This is a genomic window from Hymenobacter sp. HSC-4F20, assembly GCF_019599275.1.
Taxonomy (GTDB): Bacteria; Bacteroidota; Bacteroidia; order Cytophagales; family Hymenobacteraceae; genus Hymenobacter.
In genome coordinates this window covers 593960-619018 of the sequence record NZ_JAHZTD010000001.1, presented here as the reverse complement: position 1 = coordinate 619018, position 25059 = coordinate 593960, and the positions used below count along the sequence as shown (strand labels likewise).

Annotated in this window: 14 protein-coding genes; 13 read left to right on the top strand and 1 reads right to left on the bottom strand. The window is 60.4% G+C overall.

The features are described from left to right. The first annotated feature begins 555 nt into the window (after positions 1 to 555). From K3G63_RS02545 to K3G63_RS02485, 13 genes are all read left to right on the top strand, one after another. Positions 556 to 3678, top strand: coding sequence for a TonB-dependent receptor (locus K3G63_RS02545; protein ID WP_220612521.1), 3123 nt, complete (start codon positions 556 to 558; stop codon positions 3676 to 3678). A 38-nt stretch (positions 3679 to 3716) separates the two neighbouring features. Continuing rightward, positions 3717 to 5231: a RagB/SusD family nutrient uptake outer membrane protein gene (locus K3G63_RS02540; RefSeq protein WP_220612520.1), complete on the top strand. Its 1515-nt coding sequence runs from the start codon at positions 3717 to 3719 to the stop codon at positions 5229 to 5231. 99 nt (positions 5232 to 5330) lie between these two features. Continuing rightward, positions 5331 to 6401 (top strand): family 43 glycosylhydrolase, encoded by a 1071-nt coding sequence (locus tag K3G63_RS02535; RefSeq protein WP_220612519.1) that lies wholly within the window; start codon positions 5331 to 5333, stop codon positions 6399 to 6401. 36 nt (positions 6402 to 6437) lie between these two features. Further along, complete coding sequence (locus K3G63_RS02530; RefSeq protein WP_220612518.1) at positions 6438 to 8147, top strand: family 43 glycosylhydrolase; 1710 nt, start codon at positions 6438 to 6440, stop codon at positions 8145 to 8147. A 309-nt stretch (positions 8148 to 8456) separates the two neighbouring features. Further along, positions 8457 to 9674, top strand: coding sequence for an aldose epimerase family protein (locus K3G63_RS02525; protein WP_409070859.1), 1218 nt, complete (start codon positions 8457 to 8459; stop codon positions 9672 to 9674). Between the two features lie 103 nt (positions 9675 to 9777). Further along, complete coding sequence (locus tag K3G63_RS02520) at positions 9778 to 11511, top strand: ribulokinase (protein WP_220612517.1); 1734 nt, start codon at positions 9778 to 9780, stop codon at positions 11509 to 11511. Beyond that, positions 11508 to 12209, top strand: coding sequence for an L-ribulose-5-phosphate 4-epimerase (locus K3G63_RS02515; RefSeq protein ID WP_220612516.1), 702 nt, complete (start codon positions 11508 to 11510; stop codon positions 12207 to 12209). The genes K3G63_RS02520 and K3G63_RS02515 overlap by 4 nt, the downstream gene beginning before the upstream one ends. A gap of 104 nt (positions 12210 to 12313) precedes the next feature. Further along, entirely contained in the window at positions 12314 to 13804 is a 1491-nt protein-coding gene (gene araA / locus K3G63_RS02510) for an L-arabinose isomerase (RefSeq protein ID WP_220612515.1), read from the top strand. Positions 13805 to 14059: 255 nt separating this feature from the next. Next, complete coding sequence (locus K3G63_RS02505) at positions 14060 to 15763, top strand: sodium:solute symporter family transporter (RefSeq protein WP_220612514.1); 1704 nt, start codon at positions 14060 to 14062, stop codon at positions 15761 to 15763. 179 nt (positions 15764 to 15942) lie between these two features. Next, on the top strand, positions 15943 to 17709 hold the full coding sequence (locus K3G63_RS02500) for a family 43 glycosylhydrolase (protein WP_220612513.1): 1767 nt from the start codon (positions 15943 to 15945) through the stop codon (positions 17707 to 17709). A gap of 62 nt (positions 17710 to 17771) precedes the next feature. After that, positions 17772 to 19622, top strand: coding sequence for an NPCBM/NEW2 domain-containing protein (locus K3G63_RS02495; protein ID WP_220612512.1), 1851 nt, complete (start codon positions 17772 to 17774; stop codon positions 19620 to 19622). Positions 19623 to 19712: 90 nt separating this feature from the next. Next, positions 19713 to 21764 carry a glycoside hydrolase family 127 protein gene (locus K3G63_RS02490; RefSeq protein WP_220612511.1) on the top strand — a complete coding sequence of 684 codons (2052 nt, stop codon included), beginning with the start codon at positions 19713 to 19715 and terminating at the stop codon, positions 21762 to 21764. Positions 21765 to 22010: 246 nt separating this feature from the next. Beyond that, on the top strand, positions 22011 to 22604 hold the full coding sequence (locus tag K3G63_RS02485; RefSeq protein ID WP_220612510.1) for a DNA-3-methyladenine glycosylase I: 594 nt from the start codon (positions 22011 to 22013) through the stop codon (positions 22602 to 22604). A 9-nt stretch (positions 22605 to 22613) separates the two neighbouring features. On the opposite strand, the gene K3G63_RS02480 is transcribed toward K3G63_RS02485, so the two are convergent. Then, positions 22614 to 24707 carry a gliding motility-associated C-terminal domain-containing protein gene (locus K3G63_RS02480; protein WP_220612509.1) on the bottom strand — a complete coding sequence of 698 codons (2094 nt, stop codon included), beginning with the start codon at positions 24705 to 24707 and terminating at the stop codon, positions 22614 to 22616. Between the last annotated feature and the right edge of the window lie 352 nt (positions 24708 to 25059).

The window sequence follows — 25059 nt, the reverse complement described above, 5'->3', positions numbered from 1 at the left end:
CTGCTTTCCTTAGTAAGACGTTAAAAGGAGCCTCAGTTGTTACCCCAACACCGAATACGTCGCCCACACAAGGGGGTAGCACAATGGATCAGTGTTTGGTAAGGTAGCCCACTGAGGCCCTCCTATACATCTGGTAGGTATATTCAGCATACTCCGATTTTGCGTGAGCGGTGAAGTATATACCCCTCTGCTATTCAACTTCAGGTACCTAAACCTAGGCTAGCGGCCGTATCCCTGGTAGGATACAGAGCCTGTACTTCGGCGCCTGAAAACAGAGATGCACCGCCCGGGAGGCACCCTTACCACTAAGTAAGTAGTCACTCTAAAAAAAAGAGCTGTAATAATTTGTTGGTAATTTGTTACGATTTCGCTAATCTTACTCACTCAATTCACCAGTTCAGGCCAGTAGCGTTTTCGTGCCTAGCCTCTGGTGACCTTCCCCAGGTCCGTATTTCTCCTCGAACCTTTTTTTGTACCTCTATACACAAACGATTGTGAAGACTGAATAACACAAACGATTGTGTTAGCATTGCTTAATTCCCACACCCCTTGTTCATGAAAAAGCCTGTACCCAAACTGCGCCGGGTTGCTGTTCCAGCCCTGCTCTGCTGCCTCCCACTGCAGCCTGTGCTAGCTGCCACGGCTACCGCTGCTACTTCTCCCATGCCCTCGGTTACGACAGTCCAGGCTGACATTACCGTTACCGGGCGGATTGTTGATGAAAAAGGCGCCGGGCTGCCGGGCGTAAACGTCATTGTCAAAGGCACCACCACCGGCACCCAGACTGACGCCGATGGCCGCTTCAGCCTCACGGCCCCTGACAACGGCACCCTCCAGATTTCCTTTGTCGGCTATACCTCGCAGGAGGTACCCGTGAACGGGCAGACCAACATCAGCATCTCGCTGGCCCCCGATAGCCGCGCCCTTTCCGAAGTGGTAGTGGTAGGCTACCTGGCCCAGGACCGGCAGAACCTCACCAGCTCCGTAAGCAGCCTCGACGTCAAGGAATCGGCTAAAACTCCGGTTCCTACGCTGGCGCAGGCCATTCAGGGCCGCACGCCGGGGGTGCAGGTAGAGGGCTCGGGCGCGCCCGGAGCCGTACCAAACATCGTCATCCGCGGCATCGGCAGCTTTTCCAATGGTAGCAACCCGCTCTACGTGGTGGATGGCCTCTGGACCGACAACATCCGCGACGTGAGCCCCAACGACATCGAGTCGGTGACCGTGCTCAAGGATGCTTCCTCGACGGCCGTGTACGGCTCCCGCGGGGCCAACGGGGTGATTGTGGTAACCACGAAGCGGGGCGCTTCCGGGGCGCCCAAGGTGAGCTTCAACGGCTACATGGGCGCCGAGAGCATCTACAAAACCTACGACCTGACCAACCACAGCGAGTGGGCCGACCGTAGCGCGGTGGCCTACCGCAACGCCGGCGTAGCTCCCCTGCCCGGGGCTGATAAGGCCGGTGGCACCTTCACCAACGCCATTGACACGGACTGGCAGAAGGAGTTCTTCCAGACTGGCCGGATTCAGGACTACAACCTGACGTTTTCGGGGGGTAGCCAGTCGGATAAAAACGCCACCAACTTCCTTATTTCCGGGGGGTACTTCAACCAGGAGGGGGTAGTAAAAGGGCCGAAGTTTGAGCGCTACAGTGTGCGCCTGAACTCGGGGCTGACCCGGGGCCGGCTCAAGTTGGGGCAGAGCGCCCTGCTGACGCACATCAACACCACCCTGCTCAACAACGTGGCCTTCGTGGATGTGCTGACTATGCTGCCGGGCATTCCGGTGCGCGACCCCGCCACCACCAGCGGCTTCGGCTACGGCAACGCGGCCCTGTTCAACTACTCCGTGAACCCCGTGGGGGCCCAGTTGATCCGCAATAACACCCAGACCAACGACCGACTGCAGGGCAGCGCCAACGCCGAATTCTCGTTTTTCGACTTCCTCTCCTACCGGCTGAACCTGGGCCTGGAGATGCACCTGTTTGCTGACAAGGACGCCCGCCGGGAAGGCCGCATCCGCCTCGGTGACCCCGACGAGGGCCAGACCTACCTGTTTGAAAACCGGGGCACCCAGCGGACGCTGCTGGTGGAAAACACCCTGAACTTCAATAAGCGCTTCGGCGACCACAGCGTAAACGCCATTGTCGGGTACTCGGAGCAGAAGTACGATTTCGACAACACGTCGGGCCGCACCACGGGCTTCCAGTCGGTGCCCCAGTACTACTTCGTGCTCAACGCCGGTACGCTGGCCTCCAGCGCCACGGTGGGCGGCGGCCTCGATGCCTGGGCCAAGCGCTCCTACTTCACGCAGGCTACCTACGACTTCAAGAACCGCTACCTGCTCACGGCCAGCTTCCGCCGCGACGGCTCGTCCCGCTTCGACCGCACCCGCCAGTTCGGCAACTTCGGGGCGGCTTCCGTGGGCTGGCGCCTGAGCGAGGAGCAATTCTTCAAGGATGCCCTCCCGATGGTAAGCAACCTGAAGCTGCGGGCCAGCTACGGCGTAAACGGCAACGACAACCTGCCTGGCTCCTACCTCTACCAAGCCACCGTAAACCAGAACGTGAACTACGTGCTCGGCACGGGCCAGGTCATCACCAACGGCGCCATTCAGATTGGATTGGAAAGCCGGAACATCCGCTGGGAAGAGCGCTACACCAAGGACGTAGGCTTTGACCTGGGCCTGCTGGATGACCGCATCACGCTGGCCGCCGACTACTACATTTCCAACACCAAGAACGCCTTGGTAAACCCGCCCCTGCCTACCTATCTGGGCAGCTACAACGCGGCACCTTACACCAACCTGGGCGAAATCGAGAACAAGGGCTTCGAGCTGGCCTTGGGCTACCACGAAAACCGCAGCGCCTTCACCTACGGCGCCGATTTGTCCCTGACCACCATCAAGAACAAGGTACTGGCCCTCTCGGAGCTGCAGCCCAACATCCCGGGCGCTTTGAACCTGACCCGCACCACGGTGGGCCAGCCTATCAGCCGGCTGTTCCTGATTCCGATGGCGGGCATCTTCCAGAGCCAGGAGGAAATTGATAACTACAAGAATGCGGAGGGCAAGGTGATTCAGCCCATGGCCAAGCCCGGTGACGTGAAGTACGAAGACGTGGACGGCGACGGCACCATTAACACCGACAAGGACCGCCGCTTTGTAGGCAACCCCTTCCCCAAGCTGCAGTTTGGTCTGAACCTAAACGCGGCCTACAAGGGCGTGGATGTTAGCCTATTCTTCCAGGGCGTTACCGGCAACGACGTGTTCAACTCCACCCGTGCCTCCCTCGACCAGCTGGATGGCCAGACCAACTTCCGCCGCGACGTGGAGCCCTGGACCGAAGAAAACCGCTCTACCACCACGCCCCGGCTGGTGCAAGGGGGTAGCAACGGCATGAACACTCTGCGCCAGACCACCCGCTGGGTGGAGGATGGCAGCTACCTGCGCCTGCGCAACATCCAGATTGGCTACACCCTACCCAAAGCAGTGACCAACTACGTGCCGGGCCTGGGCAGCGTGCGCTTCTACGTGACGGGCCGCAACGTGTTTACCGTGACCAAATACACCGGCTTCGACCCGGAAACGCCCGGCATCGGGGTGTTTGGCCGCGGTGTTGACGACGGCAGCTACCCCAACATCCGCTCGTACACGGGCGGCCTGCAGGTGAACTTCTAACCCCCTGCCCCCTACCCCCACTTCCTTGCTTTACACTTATGAAAATCAATAAACTTTCCACGCTACTGCTGGCCGGTGGGCTGCTGCTCGGTACGGGCGGCTGCAAAGACGACCTGCTGGACAAAGTAAACCCGAACGAGCCCAACACGGAGCAGTTCTGGAAAACCGAAAGCGACGCCGTGCGCTCGGTAACGGCCATGTACTCCGGCCTGCAATACATTGGCACCTACAGCCAGCGGTGGCACTTTGCTACCGTGCCGCGCTCCGACGAAGGCTTCAGCCAGAGCCCCTACGTGGAGCTGGCCCAGTACACCCGCTTTATTCAGGCCAATACCACCTTCGAGTACTCGTACTTCATGTGGATTGACTTCTACCGGACCATTTTCCGCTGCAACCAGATTATTCTGCGGGTGCCGGAAATTCAGATGGACGAGGCCCTGAAGAAGCGCCTGATTGCGGAAGCCCGCTTTGTGCGCGCCCTCTGCTACTTCGATATGTCGATGACCTTCGGCAACGTGCCCCTGAACTTGGTGGTAGCCGATGCCACCACCCGGGTACCCCAGGGCACGGTAGAATCGGTGCAGGCTCAGGTAATTGCCGATCTGCTGGCTGCCAAGCCCGACCTGCCCCTGACCTACGGCGCCAACGACAAGGGCCGCGCCACGCGGGGCGCCGCCACCGGCCTGCTGGGCCGCGTGTACCTGCTGCAGCGCAAGTGGTCCGAGGCCTCGGCGCAGCTGGCGGAGGTAATCAGCTCGGGGCAGTACTCACTGGTACCCAACTATGTAGACAACTTCACGATGGCCAACGAGAACAACAGCGAGTCGCTGTTTGAAGTCCAGTTCTCGGATGCCTCTATCACCGGCGGCCAGGACTTTGCCGGGGCAGGTGAGGGCAACGAGCGGGCCCAGTTCTTTGCGCCTCCCGGCATTGGCTACACCGACGTGGAAGCCCGGCCCTGGATTTTCAATGAATTCACGGATAAGACGGCCACCGGCGGGGTAGATCCGCGCCGCGACGCCACGCTGTTCAGCGCGGTGGGCACGCCCACCGTGTACGGCCGCCCCTTCGGCACCGGTCCCAACGGTCTGAACCTGAACCCTTCGCGCTACTTCTGGCGCAAGTACCAGAACGACCGGACCAAGGCCACAGAAAACTTCTTCTCCGGCATCAACATCCGCCTGCTCCGCTACGCCGACGTGCTGCTAATGCAAGCGGAAGCCCTAAACGAGTTGAACCAGCCCGCGGCTGCCGCTCCGCTCGTAAACCAGGTCCGCACCCGGGCGGGCGTTACGCCCATTGCTACCTCGCTTTCCCAGGCCCAGATGCGCACCCAAATCCGCCACGAGCGGGTAACGGAGCTTTCCGGAGAGGGCATGCGCTGGTATGACATCAACCGCTACGGTCTGCTCGACAACCAAGCCGGCATTGATGAGCTGAAAACCCGCGACGTGGACTTCAACAACTTCGTGCTCGGCAAGTCCAAGCTGCTGCCCATCCCGCAGACCGACATTGACATTGACCGCAGCATCAAGCAAAACCCTGGCTACTAAGCCGGGTAGGATACCCTAAACAGCCGCTCCGGGCTCTTGCTGGAGCGGCTGTTACGTTTCTGTTCGGTTTAACCTTCTCCGCTGTTGCGCTTCCTACCCATGAGCTACATCTCCCGGCAACTATACGGTTCGCTCGTCTGCCTGGCGCTGGCGGCTACGGCCTGTCAGAAAACCAAGCCGGCCCCGTTTGTGCCGCCGGTTACGCCCCCGCCCGCTACTAGCACTACCTTCCAGAACCCGCTGCTGCCCTCGGGCCCCGATCCGTGGGTGTACCAGAAAGATGGGTTTTACTACTACATGCACACGCTGAACAACCGGCTGGCTATCTGGAAAACGGCCAAGATGTCGGAGTTACGCACGGCTCCCAGCAAAGTCGTCTGGACACCGCCCGGCTCGGGCAACGCCTCGGGTAACCTCTGGGCCCCGGAGCTATACTTTCTGGACGGCAAGTGGTACATCTACTACTCGGCGGGCCCTGCTGGCACCGACCTGGGCCGGCAGCGCACCTGGGTGCTGGAAAACGACGCGGCCGACCCCACTACCGGCACCTGGGTAGACAAGGGCCGCCTGTTCAGCTCGCCAGAAGACCACTGGGCCATTGATGGTACGGTGCTGGAGCAGAATGGCAAGCGCTACTTTATTTGGTCGGGGCACAACGGCACCGACGCCGTTCAGCGCCTCTACATTTCCCAGATGAGCAACCCCTGGACCCTGGTGGGCCCGCGGGTGGAGCTTTCCCATCCCGAGTATGCCTGGGAAGCCAATGGGTTCGGGGTTAATGAAGGACCGGAAATCCTGAAGCACGCCGACAAAACCTTCCTGGTGTACTCGGCCAGCTTCTGCGGCACCGATCAATACGCCCTGGGAATGCTTACGGCCTCCGCCACCGCCGACCCCATGCTGGCCGCGTCCTGGACCAAATCTGCCGCGCCGGTTTTCGTTCAGAACCCCGCCAGCTGGGCTTACGCCACGGGCCACAACTCTTTCTTCAAATCGAAGGACGGGCAGGAAGATTGGCTTCTCTACCACGCCAACTCGAACCCGAACGAAGGCTGCGTGGAGAAGCGCAATCCGCGTATGCAGAAGTTTACCTGGAATGCCGATGGTACTCCCAACTTCGGGGCAGCCGTGTCCATTACTACCCTTCTTGCCAAGCCTAGCGGGGAATAAGGCCAGCTGGGCAGTCACTTTTTAATTCCCACTTCCATGAGCACTACTACTTTCTTTCCGCGGAGCGGCCGGCTGGCTGCTCGGCTGCGCCTGCTGGCGCTGCTTTTTCTGATAAGCCTGTCGGCTCCCCGCGCATTTGCCTTGCAGGGCCTTACCGGCGTCCATGACCCCTCCACCATTGTGAAGGAGGGCAACAGGTACTGGATTTTTGCCACCGGCCAGGGCATCTACAGCATGTACTCCACGGACCTGGTGAACTGGACGCCCGGACCACGGCCAGTATTTGCCAATAATGCCATTCCCAGCTGGATTGCCGCCAAAGTTCCTGGCTTCACGGGCAACTTCTGGGCGCCTGAGTGCATTTACATGAACGGCAAGTACTACCTCTACTACTCCTGTTCTAGCTTTGGCTCCAAGGTCTCAGCAATTGGCTTGGCTACCAACGTTACCCTCGACCCCACCAGCCCCAATTACCGGTGGGAAGACCAAGGCGAAGTTGTCTCCTCTAACGCCGGTAGCAGCGCCAACGCCATCGACCCCGCCGTTTTCCGCGATTCCAACAATGAGGTGTGGTTTAGCTACGGTTCATTTTTTGGTGGCCTTCGGATTCTGCAGCTTAATGCTACTAGCGGCAAACCACTCAACGGCACTTCCACCCAGCAATTCGCCGTTGCCAATGGCAATGTGGAGGCGGCCTACTTAACCAAACACGCCGGCTACTACTACCTCTTTATTAACCGAGGAGCCTGCTGCCAAGGCGTTAACAGCACGTACCACATTCTGGCCGGGCGCTCTACCTCCCCTACCGGGCCCTTCCTAGACCAGGATGGCAACGACCTCAACAGTGGGGGCGGCACCCTGATTCTGAACGTATCCGGCCGCTACGTCGGGCCAGGACACGCGGGCATTTTCGAGGAAAACGGGGTGAGCTACTTCTCGCACCATTACTACGATGGCGACGACAACGGCACCCCCAAGCTAGGGCTAGCCAAGCTCACCTGGACGGCCGCCGGCTGGCCCAGTGTGACCCGCGACTGGGTAACGACGGGTCGCTACGAAATCAAGAACCAGAACAGCAACCTGATTTGGGATGCCTGGGGCTGCACTGGCGTATCGGGGCAGATGATTGCGCAGGGCACCCCGGCCGGTCTGGACTGCCAGCGCTGGGACATTACGGCCCTGGGCGACGGGGAGTACAAGATTACCAACACCCTGGGTGGGCTGGCCGCCGATGTGACGGGCTGCTCCCCGGATGCCGGCGCCAAGCTGCAGCTCTTTGCCTACAGCGGCGCACCTTGCCAGCGCTTCCGCATCGACCGGGCCAATGATGGCTCGCTGGTGCTGGCCTCGGCGAATGGCAACCGGGTAGTGGAAGTGCCGAATGCTTCCACGGTAGTAGGGCAGCAACTGGGCTTGTGGGACTACAACGGCTGCGCGTGCCAACGCTGGTCACTCACCCCAGTAGGCACTCCCCTGGCGGCTGGCGCGGGCCAGAAGCTGGCTGGCGTACGCGTGTACCCGGTGCCGGCTACCCGCGCTGGGCTCACTATTGATCTGGGCCAGCAGCCAGTGTCGGAGGCCACGCTGGTGGAAGTGTACGATATGCGTGGCCAGCTGGTGCAGCGCCTCGCTTTCCCCCGCCAGGAAGTAGTACTTGCCGTGGGTGCCGGTCTGCGCCCCGGCCTCTACGTGGTGCAGGTGCAGCGCGCCAGCGGCAGCTTTACACAAAAGGTATCGGTTCAGTAAACGTTGCCTACCCCTACGTCAGCGGCCTTTTGGTCTCGGCGTGGGGGTAGGCAAAATAAAATATACACAAACGATTGTGTAAGAACCAGCGGATTCCCTACTTTACACAGCAATTCTGCTGCACAAGCAACCACTCACTCACGCTGATCAAGCCAAAGTACTTTTTATCCTCCTGATCAGCAACAGCTTGCGTTTACAATACTGGCACACAAACCATTGTTTAAGCACCCTGTCCTCCGGCTTGTGTAAGTTGTAGTGCCCATTACTAGGGGCTTGTCTTTCTTTTCCTCTCCCTCCTTGCTCTCCCCCATGATGAAATTTACTTCCGCAGGCTTACTGACGACGAAAGCAGCCGGGTTAGTTGGTCTGCTGGCCCTGGCCGGCTGCAACCAAACGGCTCCTTCCACGCAGCAAGCTTCCGGCTCCGCTCATACCATGACCGACTCCACCCAAACCGCCGCGGCTAGTACAGCCGCGCCTACCGCAGCCTCCTTCGGCAAAACCCAGGATGGTACTGAGGTACAGCTTTACACCCTCACCAACACCCACGGCCTGAAGGTGAGCATCACTAACTACGGAGGCACCATAACCAGCCTGCTCGTACCCGACAAAGCCGGCAAACTGGGGGATGTGGTGCTGGGCTTCGACCAGGTGAGCGGCTACCAGAGCCCCGAGTTTCTGAAGTCGGGCCCGTACTTTGGGGCCCTGATTGGGCGTTACGGCAACCGCATCAAAGGAGGCAAGTTTACGCTCGATGGCAAGGAGTACACGCTGGCGAAAAACAACGGCCCCAACACCCTGCACGGTGGCAAGCAAGGCTTCGACAAGGTGCTATGGCAGGCCCAGCCCGGCACCTCGGCCGAGGGACAGACGCTGACGCTCACCTACCTGAGCAAAGACGGGGAGGAAGGTTACCCCGGCAACCTCAACGTAACGGTGGTGTACACCCTTACCAACGACAATGCGCTGAAGATTGATTACTCAGCCACGACCGACAAGGCTACCCCCGTCAACCTCACCAACCACGCTTATTTTAACCTGGGCCTGGGCCAGACCAAAGACGTTCTGGGCCACGAGGTAACCATTGCCGCCGACCGCTACAACGTGGTGGATGCCGGCCTTATCCCGACGGGCGAGTTGCGCCCCGTGAAAGGCACGCCCTTCGACTTTACTACCCCTCACTCCATTGGGGAACGAATCGGACAGGTACCCGGCGGCTACGACCACAACTGGATTCTGAACCAGACCAGCGGCCTGCACACCGCCGCTACGGTGTATGAGCCTACCACGGGGCGCACCATGGAAGTGCGCACCACCGAGCCCGGCCTGCAATTCTACACCGGCAACTTCCTCGATGGTACCCTGAAAGGCAAAGGCGGCACTGTCTACGGCAAGCACGCGGGCTTCTGCATGGAAACCCAGCACTTCCCCGACTCGCCCAACCAGCCCAAGTTCCCGACTACCATTCTCAAGCCGGGCCAAACGCTGCAATCCACCACTATCTACACGTTTGGCGTGCGCCAATAAGCGCAGGGGTGAAAGGATGAGTTAAGGCACTGCTTGCGCAGATAAACACCGGCCTACTCCTTTCACCCCTCGCAAATTCACAACTACTCAACTTCACTATCCTGTGGAAACCACCCATTCAGCACCTTCCCCGGCAGAAGCCTACGTTATTGGCATCGACTACGGCTCCGATTCGGTGCGGGCCGTGCTGGTGAATGCCCATACCGGCCAGGAAATAGCCCAGGCCGTGCACCCCTACGCCCGCTGGAAAGAGCAGCGCTACTGCAACGCCACTAAAAACCAGTTCCGCCAGCACCCTCTCGACCATATTGAGGGGCTGGAGGCTACCGTGCGACGCGTGGCTCAGCACGTACCCGCCGCGCAAATCGTGGGCTTGGCCATTGACACTACCGGCTCCACGCCGGGCCCGGTGGACGAGCACGGGGTAGCCCTGGCCCTCAAGCCCGGCTTCGAGGACAACCCGAACGCCATGTTCGTGCTCTGGAAAGACCACACGGCCCTGCCCGAAGCCGCCGAAATCAACCACAAAGCCCGCACCTGGGGCGGCCCCGACTACACCCAGTTTGAGGGCGGCATCTACTCCTCGGAGTGGTTCTGGGCCAAGATTGCCCACGTCGTGCGCGAGGACGAAGCCGTAGCCAAAGCCGCCTACTCCTGGATGGAGCACTGCGACTGGCTAACCCTGCTGCTTACCGGCGGCGAGCTGAACACCTTTAAGCGCAGCCGCTGCGCCGCTGGCCACAAAGCCATGTGGCACGAAAGCTGGGGCGGCCTACCCTCCGAAGACTTCCTGACTCTGCTCGAACCCAAGCTGGGTGGCCTGCGCGAGCGGCTGTTCGAGGAAACCTACACCGCCGACGAAGTAGCCGGTCACCTCTCTCAGGAGTGGGCCCAGCGCCTGGGTCTGACCACCAACACGGTGGTAGCGGTAGGTTCGTTTGACGCCCACGCCGGCGCCGTAGCGGGTGAAATAGAGGCCTATTCGATGGTGAAGGTAATGGGCACTTCTACCTGCGACATTGTGGTAGCGCCCATGGACGAGGTCGGCGACAAGCTGGTGCCCGGCATTTGTGGGCAGGTAGATGGCTCGGTGATTCCGGGCATGCTGGGCCTGGAAGCCGGCCAATCGGCTGTGGGCGACCTGCTGGCCTGGTTCCGCCAGGTGATTGAGTGGCCGTTGCGCGCCCTCCTACCCCAGTCCTCCGTCCTAACCCCGGACCAGCAAGCCGCCCTGCGCGAGGAGCTGAGCGACAAGATGATGGCTGAGCTGAACAAGGCTGCTGCCGCCGTAAACCCCGACGAGTCGCAGGTATTGGCCCTCGACTGGGTGAACGGCCGCCGTACGCCCGACGCCAACCAAGCCCTGAAAGGCGCCATCATGAACCTGACCATGGGCACTTCAGCCCCCCAGATTTTCCGGGCCCTGGTCGAGTCCATCTGCTACGGCTCCAAGCAAATCGTGGAGCGCTTCGAGCAGGAAGGAATTCCGATTAAGCAGGTGATTGGCCTGGGCGGGGTAGCGAAGAAGTCGGGCTTTATGATGCAGACTCTGGCCGACGTGCTCAACCGCCCCATCAAGGTAGCCGAATCAGATCAGGCGCCGGCCCTGGGCTCGGCCATGTACGCGGCCGTGGCCGCCGGCATCCACCCCGATGTGGTTTCGGCCCAGAAAGCCATGGGCAATGGTTTCGCTGAAACCTACACGCCCAACCCCGCCCGCGTGGCCGATTACCAGCGGCGCTACGAGCAGTACCAGGCCTTCGGGCAGTATGTAGAACAAGCTACCCAGCTGCAGGCCGGCGAAGTGGCCGAAACTGAGTTGGTTGACCAAGCATGAGCCAGTATCAAGAGTTAAAGCAGGCCTGCTACGAGGCCAATATGCAGCTACCCCAACTGGGGCTGGTGCTGTTCACCTTCGGCAATGCCAGCGTGGTAGACCGCGAAAACCGCGTGTTTGCCATCAAGCCCAGCGGCGTGCCCTACGCTACCCTCCGGCCCGAAGACATTGTCATCGTCAGCTTTGCCAATGAGATTGTAGAAGGCACGAAGCGCCCGTCGTCGGATACCAAGACGCACGCGGTGCTCTACAGCCACTGGGAGCACATCGGGGGCATTGTGCACACGCACTCCACCTACGCCACGGCCTGGGCCCAGGCCCAGCTCGACATCCCAATTCTGGGCACGACCCACGCCGACCACCTCACCGCCGACATTCCCTGCGCCCCGCCCATGAGCGACGACATGATTGCCGGCGACTACGAGCACCAGACCGGCTGGCAGATCATCAACGAGTTTCAGCGCCGCGGCCTCTCGCCCGAGGAAGTGGAAATGGTGCTCCTGAGCAACCATGCGCCCTTCACCTGGGGCAAAACGGTGGAAAAGGCCGTCTACCACAGTGCCGTGCTGGAAGAAGTAGCCCGCATGGCCTACCTCAGCTGCACCCTCCGCCCCGACGTGCCCCGCCTGAAAGACTCCCTCATCAAAAAACACTACGAGCGCAAGCACGGCGTGCATTCCTACTACGGGCAGAACTAGAGTCTAACAACCAGCTTCCTCCTCATCTGAAGAAGGGAGCCTAGCTCTCTACCCTCATTCAACTGCTTAACTAGACCCGCCTGCGGTTTACTCTCTTCTTTCCTATGCTTGACATTTCGCAATACGAAGCCTGGTTTATCACCGGCAGCCAGCACCTCTACGGCCCCGAAACCCTGGAGCAGGTAGCCCAGCACTCCCAGCAGATTGCCGAAGCCCTTGGCACCGCCCTACCCATCAAAATCGTGTATAAGCCCGTGCTGACGGGCCCCGATGAGATTTACCAGCTGGTGCAGGAAGCTAATACTACCAAAAACTGCGTGGGCCTGATTGCCTGGATGCACACCTTCTCGCCGGCCAAAATGTGGATCAACGGCCTGAAGATTCTGCAGAAGCCCCTGGCCCACCTGCACACCCAGTTCAACCGCGACATTCCGTGGGGCGATATTGACATGGACTTCATGAATACCAACCAATCGGCGCACGGCGACCGGGAGTTTGGCTTCATTGGGGCCCGGTTGAAGCTGAAGCGCAAGGTGGTAGTGGGCCACTGGCAGAGCGCCGAGGTGCACGAGCGCCTCAGCATCTGGGCCCGCGCCGCCTCGGCCTGGGCCGACTGGCAGGGCGCCCGCATCATCCGCTTCGGCGACAACATGCGCTACGTGGCCGTAACCGAGGGCGATAAGGTAGAAGCCGAGCTGAAGTTTGGTTACTCGGTGAACACCTACGGTATCGGCGACCTGGTAGCGGTTATCAACCAGGTAAGCGACGAGCAGGTAAACGAGCTGCTGGCAACCTACGAGCAGGAATATGAGCTGGGTGCGTCCTTACAGGAAGGTGGCGAGCAGCGGGAGAGCCTGCGTGAGGCCGCCAAAATTGAAGTAGGCATGCGCAAATTCCTGCAGGACACCAAGGCCATCGGCTTCACCGATACCTTCGAGGACTTGCACGGCATGGCCCAGCTGCCCGGCATTGCTACCCAGCGCCTGATGGCCGAAGGCTACGGCTTCGGCGGCGAGGGCGACTGGAAAACCTCGGCCCTGGTGCGCGCCATGAAGGTGATGGGTGCCGGCCTGCCCGGCGGCAACTCCTTTATGGAAGACTATACCTACCACTTCCAGCCCGGCAACGAGCAGGTGCTCGGCTCCCACATGCTGGAAATCTGCCCCACCATTGCTGAAGGCAAACCCAAAGTAGAAGTACACCCGCTCGGCATTGGCGGCAAGGCTGATCCGGCCCGTCTGGTGTTCAACTGCCCCGCCGGCCCGGCCCTGAATGCTACCATTGTAGACCTCGGCCACCGCTTCCGCCTGGTAGTAAACGAAGTGGAAGCCGTAGCCCCGGAGCAAGACCTGCCCAAGCTGCCCGTGGCCCGCGTGCTCTGGCAAGTGAAGCCTAGCCTAAGCGTAGGGGCAGCCGCCTGGATTTACGCTGGCGGCGCCCACCACACCGGCTACAGCCAGAACCTAACCGCTGAGTATCTGGAAGATTTCGCCGAAATGGCCGGCATCGAGTACGTCATCATCGACGAGGAAACGAAGCTGCGCACCTTCAAAAATGAGCTGCGCTACAACGACGTGGCTTTCAGCCAGCGCTAGAAAAAAGCAAGTTCCGGCTCAGCGGTTCGGCCGTTGTCTCGGGCACGGGGGTCTTTCTTCGGCAAATACGGAGAGAAACCTGGCAAGCCCGGGGCAACGGCCAGGCCCCGCAACGAGGGAGCAGTACACTCCATTTGATTTGCGCTGCTTCCGGGCGCTTTTTGCACATGGCAGCATGGCGGTTTTATCAAATTAAAGTCAGTACTTCCCACTTTCGTATTCCCAACACTTACTTTTTCGCTTCCCACCAGCTGCATGCAAAACGCTTTTAATACGCTAGACTTAGCGGTTTTTCTCGTGTATATCGTGGGCGTTTCGGCCTACGGTTTCTACGTCTATAAGCGCAAGCAAAAGGCGCAGATGGACACCAAAGATTACTTTCTGGCCGAAGGCTCCCTGACGTGGTGGGCCATTGGGGCCTCCATGATTGCCTCCAACATCTCGGCCGAGCAGTTCATCGGCATGTCGGGCAACGGCTTTCAGGTGGGCGTGGCTGTGGCGGCCTACGAATGGGTGGCGGCCATTGTGCTCATCATCGTAGCCGTGTTCTTCATGCCCATCTACCTCAAGCAGAAGATCTACACCATGCCCCAGTTTCTGGAGCAGCGCTACAACGCAGCCCTGAGCCTGATCATGAGTATCTTCTGGCTGTTCCTGTATGTGCTCGTCAATCTGACGTCCATCCTCTACCTGGGGGCGCTGGCTATCAGCAACCTGGTGGGTGGCGGGGAAAGCTTCCACCTGATTATGGTGGCTCTGGCCGTATTTGCCGTGGTAATTACGCTGGGCGGCATGAAGGTAGTGGGCTACACCGACGTGATTCAGGTAGTGGTACTGATCATCGGCGGTTTGGCCACTACGTACCTGGCTCTCACGCTGGTAAGCGAGAAGTTTGGCCTGGGCCACAATGCCCTGGCTGGCTTTAACATGATGATGAAAGATGCCGGTGACCACTTCCACATGATGTTCGACAAGCCCACGGCCAACACGCCGCAGGTGGAAATCAACAAGTACCTGATGGTGCCGGGCCTGGCCATGTACGCTGCCGGCCAGTGGATTGTAAACCTCAACTACTGGGGCTGCAACCAGTACATTACGCAGCGCGCCCTCGGGGCCGATCTGCACACGGCCCGCACCGGCATCCTGTTCGCGGGTATGCTCAAGCTCCTGATGCCGGTGATTGTGATGCTGCCCGGCATTGCCGCCTACGTGCTGCACAAGAACGGTAGCCTGCAGGCCGAAATGGCATCCACGGGCTCTTTCAACGCCGACAACGCCTACTCCGCTATTCTTACCTTCCTACCCAATGGGCTGAAAGGCCTGTCCTTGGCGGCCCTCACGGCGGCCATTGTGGCCTCGCTGGCCGGTAAAGCCAATTCTATTTCCACCATCTTCACCCTCGACATCTACAAGCGCTACCTCAAGCCGGAGTCGGATGAAAAGCAGCTGGTGTGGATTGGCCGACTGACGGTGCTGGCGGCTATGGTACTGGCTATTGCCCTGACGTGGAAAGACTTGCTGGGGATTGGTGGCGAAGGCGGCTTCACGTACATTCAGAAGTATACGGGCTTTATCTCGCCCGGCATTGTGGCCGTGTTCATTCTGGGGTTGTTCTGGAAACGCACCACGGCGCAGGCCGCCATTGCCGGCATCCTGTCGGGCTTTATTTTGTCGGTGTTCTTCAACAACTACGCAACTGCCATCTTCGGCCCCGAAACCTGGTTCTACAGCGCCTTCCCCAATGGCAAAGGCGGCTACGAGATTCCCTTCCTGATCTGCATGGGCCTCTCGTTTGCCTTTACGTTCGTGCTGATGGTAGCCATGAGCTTGGCCGGACCGGTGGTGAACCCCCGCGCCATTCCCGTGGATTCGCGCATGTTCCGCGTGAGTCCGCAGACTCTGTCGCTGATTGTCGTGACGCTGCTCATGATTACGGCGCTCTACGTGAAATTCTGGTAGGCCAGGCAGCATAGAAGGCGACCGGTCCGCTTCCGGGCCTTAGGTGCTCTACTTCCATCCTACGCGGGAAACTCCGCTACTTACTGCTACTACCACAACGGGGGCGTGAATACAATTCGCGCCCCCGTTGTGCTTCCTGTTGCCCTGTCCCGTGCTTTTCCAACCCAAATCCCACCACCATGAACACGTTTACTTCTGCACTGCACCAGGAGGGCCCACCGGCTCGGGTAGCGCCAAGCCGCCTGGGGCGGCCGCTGCGCCTGCTGGCCCTCCTACTGAGTTTTACTGCTGGGCTTAGCTTTCGTGCCGCGGCCCTGCAGGGCAACGACAACTGCCACGACCCTTCCAGCATTATCAAGGATGGAAATAAGTACTGGGTGTTCACCACGGGCAAGGATATTTATGCCATGTACTCCTACGACCTGGTGAAGTGGGAGTCGGGGCCCAAAACGGTATTCAACGGCTTCCGTCCGGCCTGGATTGCCGCCAAAGCTCCCAGCTTTGCCGGCGACTACTGGGCCCCGGAGTGCATTTACCGCAACGGCAAGTACTACCTCTACTACTCGCTCACCAATGCCTTCGGCTCCAACACCTCGGCCATTGGCCTGGCCACCAACGTCACCCTGGACCCGGCTAACCCCAACTACCAGTGGGTAGACCAGGGTGAAGTAATTTCCAGCAACAGCAGCAGCGCTTTCAATGCCATTGACCCCGCCATCGTTACTGATGCCAGCGGTGGCCTCTGGATGAGCTTTGGCTCGTTTTTCAAGGGCATCGGCCTGATTAAGCTGGATGGCACCACCGGCAAGCGCTCCGGCACGAGCTTTACCTGGCTGGCCGGCAACGTGGCCGCCGATGGCGTGACGCGCAACACCAGCGGCAGCGAGGCGCCCTACATTGTGCGCAACGGCAGCTACTACTACCTCTTTCTCAACAAAGGCGCCTGCTGCAACGGCGCCAGCAGTACCTATTATATTCAGGTGGGTCGCGCCACCAGCATTACCGGGCCCTACCTCGATAAAAACGGCGTGGACCTGAACAGGAACGGCGGCACCACCCTTCTCGCTACCAAGGGCAACTACGTGGGGCCCGGCCACGTGGGCCTGTTTCAGGAAAACGGGGCCAACTACCTCACCCATCACTACTACGACAGCAACCTGAACGGCCGCGCCCGCCTGAGCGTGGGCAATATGGGGTGGGATGGCGCCGCCTGGCCCTTCATCACCCGCGACTGGCTGGCGGCGGGCCGCTACACCCTCACCAACCAGCACAGCGGCTTGCGCTGGGATGCCTGGGGCTGCACCGGGGCCCAGGGCCAGGCCATTGCGCAGGGCACGCCCGCGGCCCTTACCTGCCAGCAGTGGAACCTCACGCCCGACGGCAACGGCGAGTACAAAATTACGTCGGCCGTGGGGGCCGGGCTGGCCGCCGATGTGGTCAACAACAGCCCGGCGAACGGGGCCAAGCTGAACTTGTACCCGTACAGCGGCATTGCCGGCCAGCGCTTCAAAATTGAGCGCACCAGCACTGGCGCCTACGTTGTGTCGTCGGTGAACGGGGGGCGCGTGGTGGAAGTGCCGGCCTGCTCCAGCACCGCCGGGGTGCAGCTGGCCCTCTACGACTACCTCGGCAACAGCTGCCAGCAGTGGGCGGTGGCCCCGGCCACCAGCGCCCGGCCGTTGGCCGCGCAGCCCGCCCTGGCCACCCAGTTCAGCGTGTACCCCAACCCCACGGCGCACGGACGCTTTATCGTGGCCCTGGGTCCGGAGCTGGCGGGCAGCCCCGTTAGCCTAACCCTGACCGATGCGCAGGGCCGCCAGGTGTACGGGCGCACAAGCACTGGCGTAGCGGCCTTGCCTGTGGAAGCCAACGTACCAGCCGGCTGGTATCTGCTGCAGGTGAGCAGCGCCCAGGGGGTGTATTCGCAGAAAATTATAGTACCCTAGCAGCTGCCGCTTCACCTTTTATCAGGGGCCAAGCCCAGGGGCACTTTCCAACTCGTAATGCAATGACCTTTCCCCTCCATGTCCGGCTGACTGCCACCCTGCTGCTGAGCAGTACCGCTACCGTGGGTCCGGCCGCGGCCCAGAAATCCCCTGCCCCCCCCGACTTCCACCAGTGGGCTCCTACCCCACCTATGGGCTGGAACAGTTGGGACTGCTACGGCCCGACCGTCACGGAGGCGGAGGTGAAAGCCAACGCCGACTACATGGCTCGCTACCTGAAAAGCAGCGGCTGGGAATACGTGGTAGTGGATATTCGCTGGTACGTGGGCAACGATACGGCCCACGGCTACAACGAGAAAAACCCCGCCTGGAACATCGACCAGTACGGCCGCTTCGTGCCCGCGCCGAACCGGTTTCCCTCGGCGGCCGGCGGCAAGAGGTTTAAGCCTCTGGCCGACTATATGCACGCCAGAGGGCTGAAGTTTGGTATTCACATCATGCGCGGCGTGCCGGTGGTGGCCGTGCAGCGCAAGCTGCCCATCCTCGGCAGTAAGGCCACGGCCGCCGACATTTATTCCAAGGAAGGCCAGGCCAGCTGGCTCCACGATATGTACACGGTGGTAGCCGGGCGGCCCGGGGCTCAGGAGTACTACAACTCCCTGTTCAAGCTCTACGCCAGCTGGGGCGTCGATTTTGTGAAGGTGGATGACTTGTCTTCGCCCTATCACAAGCCGGAGGTAGAAATGATCCGGCGCGCCATTGACCTGTCGGGCCGCAAAATTGTGCTCAGCACCTCGCCCGGCGAAACTCCTATTACGGAAGCCAAGCACGTGCAAGAGCACGCCAATATGTGGCGTACCGTCGGAGACTTCTGGGACAGTTGGGAGCAACTCAAGGAGCATTTCGACGTGTGCAACCGCTGGGCACCGTACATCCGGCCGGGCGCCTACCCCGATGCCGACATGCTACCCCTGGGCCGCATCGGCATCCGGGCGGAGCGCGGCGACGACCGGATGAGCCGCTTTACCCGCGACGAGCAATACACGCTCATGAGCCTGTGGAGCATCTTCCGTTCTCCCCTCATGTTTGGCGGCGACCTACCCAGCACCGATGCGTTTACGCTCTCGTTGCTAACCAATAAGGACGTGCTGGCCATGCACCATACCAGCATCAATAACCGCCAGCTATTTCGAAAAGACAACCTGATTGCCTGGACGGCGGACGACCCCAACACCGGCGACAAGTATCTGGCCCTCTTCAATGCCCAGGACCAGGAACTGGCACCGCCTAGTGAAGCGGCCTGGGCCAGTTCCATCATCACCCGCCAAACGCCCGGCCACAGCCAGACCGCCGAAGTAGATATTAGCGGCGCGACAAGCCTCTACCTCAACGTGCGCGACGGGGGCGACGACATCGGCTGGGACCATGCCGACTGGCTGAACCCGGTGCTCAGCAACGGCACCAAAACCGTTTCGCTGAGTGCTACCCCCTGGAAGATGGCCACCGCCGGGTGGGGAAAGGTAACCGCTAACAAAAGCGTATCGGGGGCGGAATTACTGGTTAAGGGCCAGAAATATGACCACGGCATCGGCACCCACTCCAACTCCATGATTGCCTACGACCTACCGCCTGGGTTCACCCGCTTCCGGGCTACTGTTGGCCTCGATAATGCCGGCGCCTCGCAGAATACCGGCGGCACGGTGCAGTTCCTGGTGTTTACCAAGAATCCTTTCCTACCCATGCCCGCCGACTCTGCCCGCATCTCCGTGACGCTTGCTCAACTGGGGCTGGCAGGCCCCTGCACGGTCCGGGAGTTATGGACGGGCAAAACGGCCACGGTTGCGGGCGAGGTTGCGCCCTACGTGCGCCGCCACGGCGCCCGGCTTTATCGGATTTCCAACCTTCAGCAGTAGTGTTAGAACACTAGTCCGTGTGCTTTTTCCCTGAGAGGGAACTAGCTTCCAACAGTGCCTGTAGCCTCTACTCTACATCCCACCTTCCATATGAAATGCATCTTTCCTTCCCTGGCCCTGGCCGGACTGCTGACCACGCCGGCGCTTGCACAATCGATTAAGCGGTCTGACTACCCCATTCAGGCGGTGTCGTTCACCAAAGTAAAGCTGGCCGATAACTTCTGGCTTCCCCGCCTCAAGACCAACACCGACGTGACCATTCCGGCGTCGTTTCAGCGGTGCGAGGCCACCAACCGGGTGAAGAACTTTGAGATGGCCGCCGCCCGGCAGGGCAAGTTTGCCACGATCTTTCCCTTCGACGACACGGACATTTACAAAACCATTGAGGGCGCTTCGTACTCGCTGAAGCTCTACCCTGATGAGAAGTTGGATGAGTACATGGACGCGCTGATTCAGAAGGTAGCCGCGGCCCAGGAGCCCGACGGCTACCTCTACACGGCCCGCACCATCGATCCGGCGCACCCCCATGAGTGGGCCGGACCGGAGCGCTGGGTGAAGGAGCGGGAGCTAAGTCACGAGCTCTATAACTCGGGGCACCTGTACGAAGCCGCCGTAGCGCATTATGAAGCCACCGGAAAGAAAAACCTGCTGAGCATCGCCCTGAAAAACGCCGACCTGGTGTGCTCCGTGTTCGGCCCCGGCAAGCGGGGCGTGGCACCGGGCCACGAGATTGTGGAAATGGGCCTGGTGAAGCTTTACCGCGTAACGGGCAAGCCCGAGTACCTGAGCACGGCCAAGTTCTTTCTGGAGGAACGCGGCAAGTACAAAGGCTATGACCCTAAGAGCCCCGATGCGTGGAAAAACGGCTCCTACTGGCAGGACCACAAGCCCGTGGTAGAACAGCGCGAAGCCGAAGGCCACGCCGTGCGGGCCGAATACCTCTACTCCGCCATGGCCGACGTGGCCGCCCTCACCGGCGACCAGAAGCTGCTGGCCGCCGTGGACAGCATCTGGCAGAATATGGTCAGCAAGAAGCTCTACGTGACGGGCGGCACCGGCGCCGTACCCGGCGGGGAGCGGTTCGGGGGCAACTACGAACTGCCCAACACCACGGCCTACAACGAAACCTGCGCCTCCGTGGCCAACGTGTACTGGAACCAGCGCATGTTCCAGCTCCACGGCGACTCGAAGTACGTAGACGTGATGGAGAAAGTGCTCTATAACGGGCTGATTTCGGGGGTAGGGCTCGATGGTAAGTCGTTCTTCTACTCCAACGCCATGCAGATCAAGAACAGCACGAGCTTCCCCCAGACCGAGCCCCAGCGCGCCGGCTGGTTCGACTGCTCGTGCTGCCCCACCAACATGGCCCGCCTGATGCCCTCGTTGCCCGGCTACGTGTACGCCCAGAAGGGCAACGACGTGTACGCCAACCTGTTTATCAGCGGCACTACCGACCTGAAAGTGGGCACCAAGGCCGTGCGCATCACCCAGCAAAACAACTACCCCTGGCAGGGCGACCTGAAGTTCACCGTCAGCCCCGCCGCTACCACCGATTTCAACCTGCTGGTGCGCCTGCCCGGCTGGGCCCAGGGCGAGGCCATCCCCTCCGATTTGTACCGCTTTGCTACCCCTGCTACTGAGAAAATCAGCATCACAGTGAATGGCAAGCCCGTGCAGTACACCACCCGCCAGGGCTACGCCGTGCTACCCCGCAAGTGGCGCCGCGGCGACGTGGTGGAGGTAAAGCTGCCCATGGACGTGCGCCAGGTAGTGGCCAACCCCAAAGTGCAGGACAACCTGGGCCGGGTGGCCCTGCAGCGCGGCCCCGTGGTGTACTGCGCCGAGTGGAAGGACAACAACGGCAAGGCCAGCAACCTCATTGTGCCGGCCGCTACCTCCTTCACTACCCGCTACCAACCCGCGGAACTCAACGGCATTATGCAGCTGCAGGCCACCGTGCCCGCCGTGCAGGTGGATGCCGCCAACAACTCCATCAGCACCACCCGCCAGACCCTGACGGCCATCCCGTACTACGCCTGGGCCAACCGTGGCAAGGGCGAAATGGTGGTCTGGTTTCCGCAGCAAATTACCGACGTAGACCTGGTTTCGCGCCAGCCGAAGGAGGTAACGGTGGGTAAGTAATCATTCGTTGTCATGCCGAGCGAAGCGAGGAAGCCGAGCTAGCCTCTGGTAAGTAACCCAGATTCCTCGCTTCGCTCGGCATCACAACAACCGGAATACCGCGGGATTTCAAGAAAAAGCGGAGGTAGGAACAACGTGTTCTTCCCCCCGCTTTTTTGCTGGAAACTGCCGCATAAGGCCAACCACTTGGCATCCGTCGCAACCAGTTCTGCGTTACCCTGTCCGTTCCCTACCCCCTGTTTCATCATGAACCCTCCCGCGCCCTGCCACTGGATGCAGCAAAGTGAGCTACTGCGAAGTTTCCACGACCACGAGTGGGGCGAGCCGGTTGCGGACCCGGATATTCTGTTTGAGTACCTGGTGCTGCACACCTTCCAGCTAGGCTTCGACTTTCCGGTGGTGCTGCGGCGGCGCGAGGCGTTTCGGGAGCTGCTGGCTGGTTTTGACCCGGACCGGCTGGCTCAGTTTGGCGAAGCCGAGGTGGAGGAATTGATGCTCAACCCGCGCATTATCCGCAACCGCCGCAAGCTGGAAGCTACCATCCAGAACGCCCGCGCCTGGTTGCAGCTCCGCCAAGAGGTAGGTGGCCCAGGCCAGCTCCTACCCTTCTTCTACGCCTTTGTCGGGGGCCGGCCGCTCGACACCCAACGCAGCCCCGATGCCCCACCGCCAGCCTCCACCCCAGCCAGCCTGGCCCTAAGCCAGGAACTAAAGCGGCGCGGGTTCGTCATGACGGGCCCGGTAGCGTGTTACAACATTATGCAAACGGCTGGTTTGGTTAACGACCACCTGACAACCTGCCCCCGCCATGCCGAGTGCCGGCAGCTGGCGCAGGGGTAGCGGCAGTGCTTAGCGCGCTACCTGCAGCCAGCCTGTGTAGCGGGTTGTAGTGCCCGCCTGCTGCAACACGTAATAGTACAGGCCCGCTGCCGCCCCAGGGCCCCAGTTGTTTTTGTAGTGCGTAGTCTGATACACTCTCTTACCCCACCGGGTATAAAGCTCCAGTTGCCACTGCTCCGAACCTAGTCCTCGAATGAAGAAGTGCTCATTGGCTAGGTCTCCATTGGGCGTAATGATATTGGGAATAACAAGGCAAGGCTCGAAACGCACCATTCGGGTGAGGGTGCGGCTTTCACAGGCTGAGCGTATTTCCAGGGAATACGCCCCGGGTTGCTGCACCAGCAGCGTTGCGGCAGCAGCGCCATCCGACCAGCGGTAGGAAAGACCCGGAGCCGGTGGCGGCATCCGTAGCAGCACGCTGCCACCGGCGCACACGGTAGTATCGGGTCCCAGGCTGAAGGTAGGCAGCGCCACGCTGGGCATACTCCTAACCGGATGCTGCGCCGTGCTGCTCAGGCCCCCGCTGTACGTTGTTACAACCGAATACGTACCTACCTGGCTGACGGTAATGCTGGGGGTGGTAGCTCCGGTACTCCAGCGGTAGGACGCCGGTGCCGGGCTGGCCTGTGCCGTTAGCGTAAGCGCCCGACCAGGACACAGCACTGAGTCGCCCCTGATGGTTACTGGTGGAGCCGTAGGCAGCGAGGCAGGCCCCAGCTTAATAATCCAGAAATCGGCGTCACCTTGGTTGGGCTGGGTTTTGTCGGCGGAGACGCCGGAGCCAGATGCACCGCCCAGCAGATAGCCGCCGTCGGGCGTCTGCTCCAAGCTTTTCAGGTGGTCGTCGCCCACGCCCCCAAACGTCAGGTCCCACTGCTTCGCGCCGGTGGCCGTCAGCTTCAGCAGCCAGTAATCGAACTCGTAGCCGTTGTCGTTGCCCTTGTGCGGCTGGGTTTTATCTCCGCTGGCCCCGGAGGTAGATACCCCACCCACCACGTAGCCTCCATCGGTGGTCTGCCGTACCACATTCGCATCTTCCACGGCCAGGGCCCCGTAGGTTTTTTCCCACTGCAAGGTGCCGGTCGGGTCGGTTTTTACAATCCAGAAGTCATAGTTATAGCCGCTGTTAGTGCCGTAGTGATTTTGCGTTTTATCCCCGGAGATGTTCGAGTCGGAATAGCCCGCCAGCACGTAGCCCCCATCCCGGGTCTGCTGCAAGCTGCGCAGAATGTCGTTGTCGCTCCCCCCATAGGCCCGGTCCCACTGCTTATTGCCTTGATTATCGAGCTTCACCACCCAAAAGTCGTTGCCTCCTTTGCTGGGCTGGGTTCGGTCGCCAGAAACTCCAGAGCCGGAGGAGCCGCCCAGCACGTACCCGCCGTCAGTGGTTTGTTGCAGACTGAGCAACGTTTCATCTGCGCTGCCTCCGTAGGCCCGGTCCCATTGTTTCTGCCCCTGCGCATCGAGCTTAATTACCCAGTAATCGGGGCCTCCCCGGCTCGGCTGGGTCCGGTCGCCGGACAAACCAGAATAGGATTTGCCCCCGAGAATGTAGCCCCCATCGGTCGTCTGTTGCAGGCTGGCAAAAAACTCGGTATCCGTACCGCCAAAGGCCCGGTCCCACTGCTTATTGCCCTGAGCATCAAGCTTCACCACCCAGAAGTCACTGGAAGGTAGCCCAATAATGCCAATGTGGCCGGGGGCGGTCCGGTCGCCGGAAACGCGCGACTCGGAATAGCCCCCGAGAATGTAGCCCCCGTCGGCCGTTTGCTGCAGGCTCACCAGCCAGTCCCAGTTGTCGCCGCCAAACGTTCGGTCCCATTGCTTTACTCCAGCGGCGTTAATTTTCACCACCCAGAAGTCTTCCCGCCCGCGGCAGGCGTCGCTTTTGCTTCCCGAAATCCCGGAGCGGGAAGTGCCCCCCAGGAGGTAGCCTCCATCCGTTGTTCGCTGCAAACTGGTAAGCCCGTCATACTCGTCGCCGCCTATCACCTGATTCCATTGCACGACCGGGACTTGACCGGCCGCGCTGCAAAGGGTGCCCAGCGCCAGAAGCACAGTCAGCAGCCAGCGGCTGCCAAGCCCCGAAGGCAGGTCAAACATAACGTTGCGGGTAGAAGTAGACAATAAGCACAAGAAAACCGGCTACAAAAGTAACAGCTAAACTTCAGGTTTTAATTGCACTATACTTATACTAATGAAGTAAATACAAAGGGTTTTTTTAGTACTAAGTGAGTGATTTGGCGGGACGTATGCCGCCACGCCGAGGCCTACAGCAGCTCGGCAGTTCCTATCCGCCCCAGGCACCACATGGGCTTATTTTATGGATTTACAGGATAAAATTTCTACGCTTATTCCTAACTTAACCTAACTGGGGCTGTTACTGACCCACATCAGTCGCAACTGCGGCAGCGTTGCTACGTCTTTGCTTCCTTGGGGATTCTTTCCGCCTCTT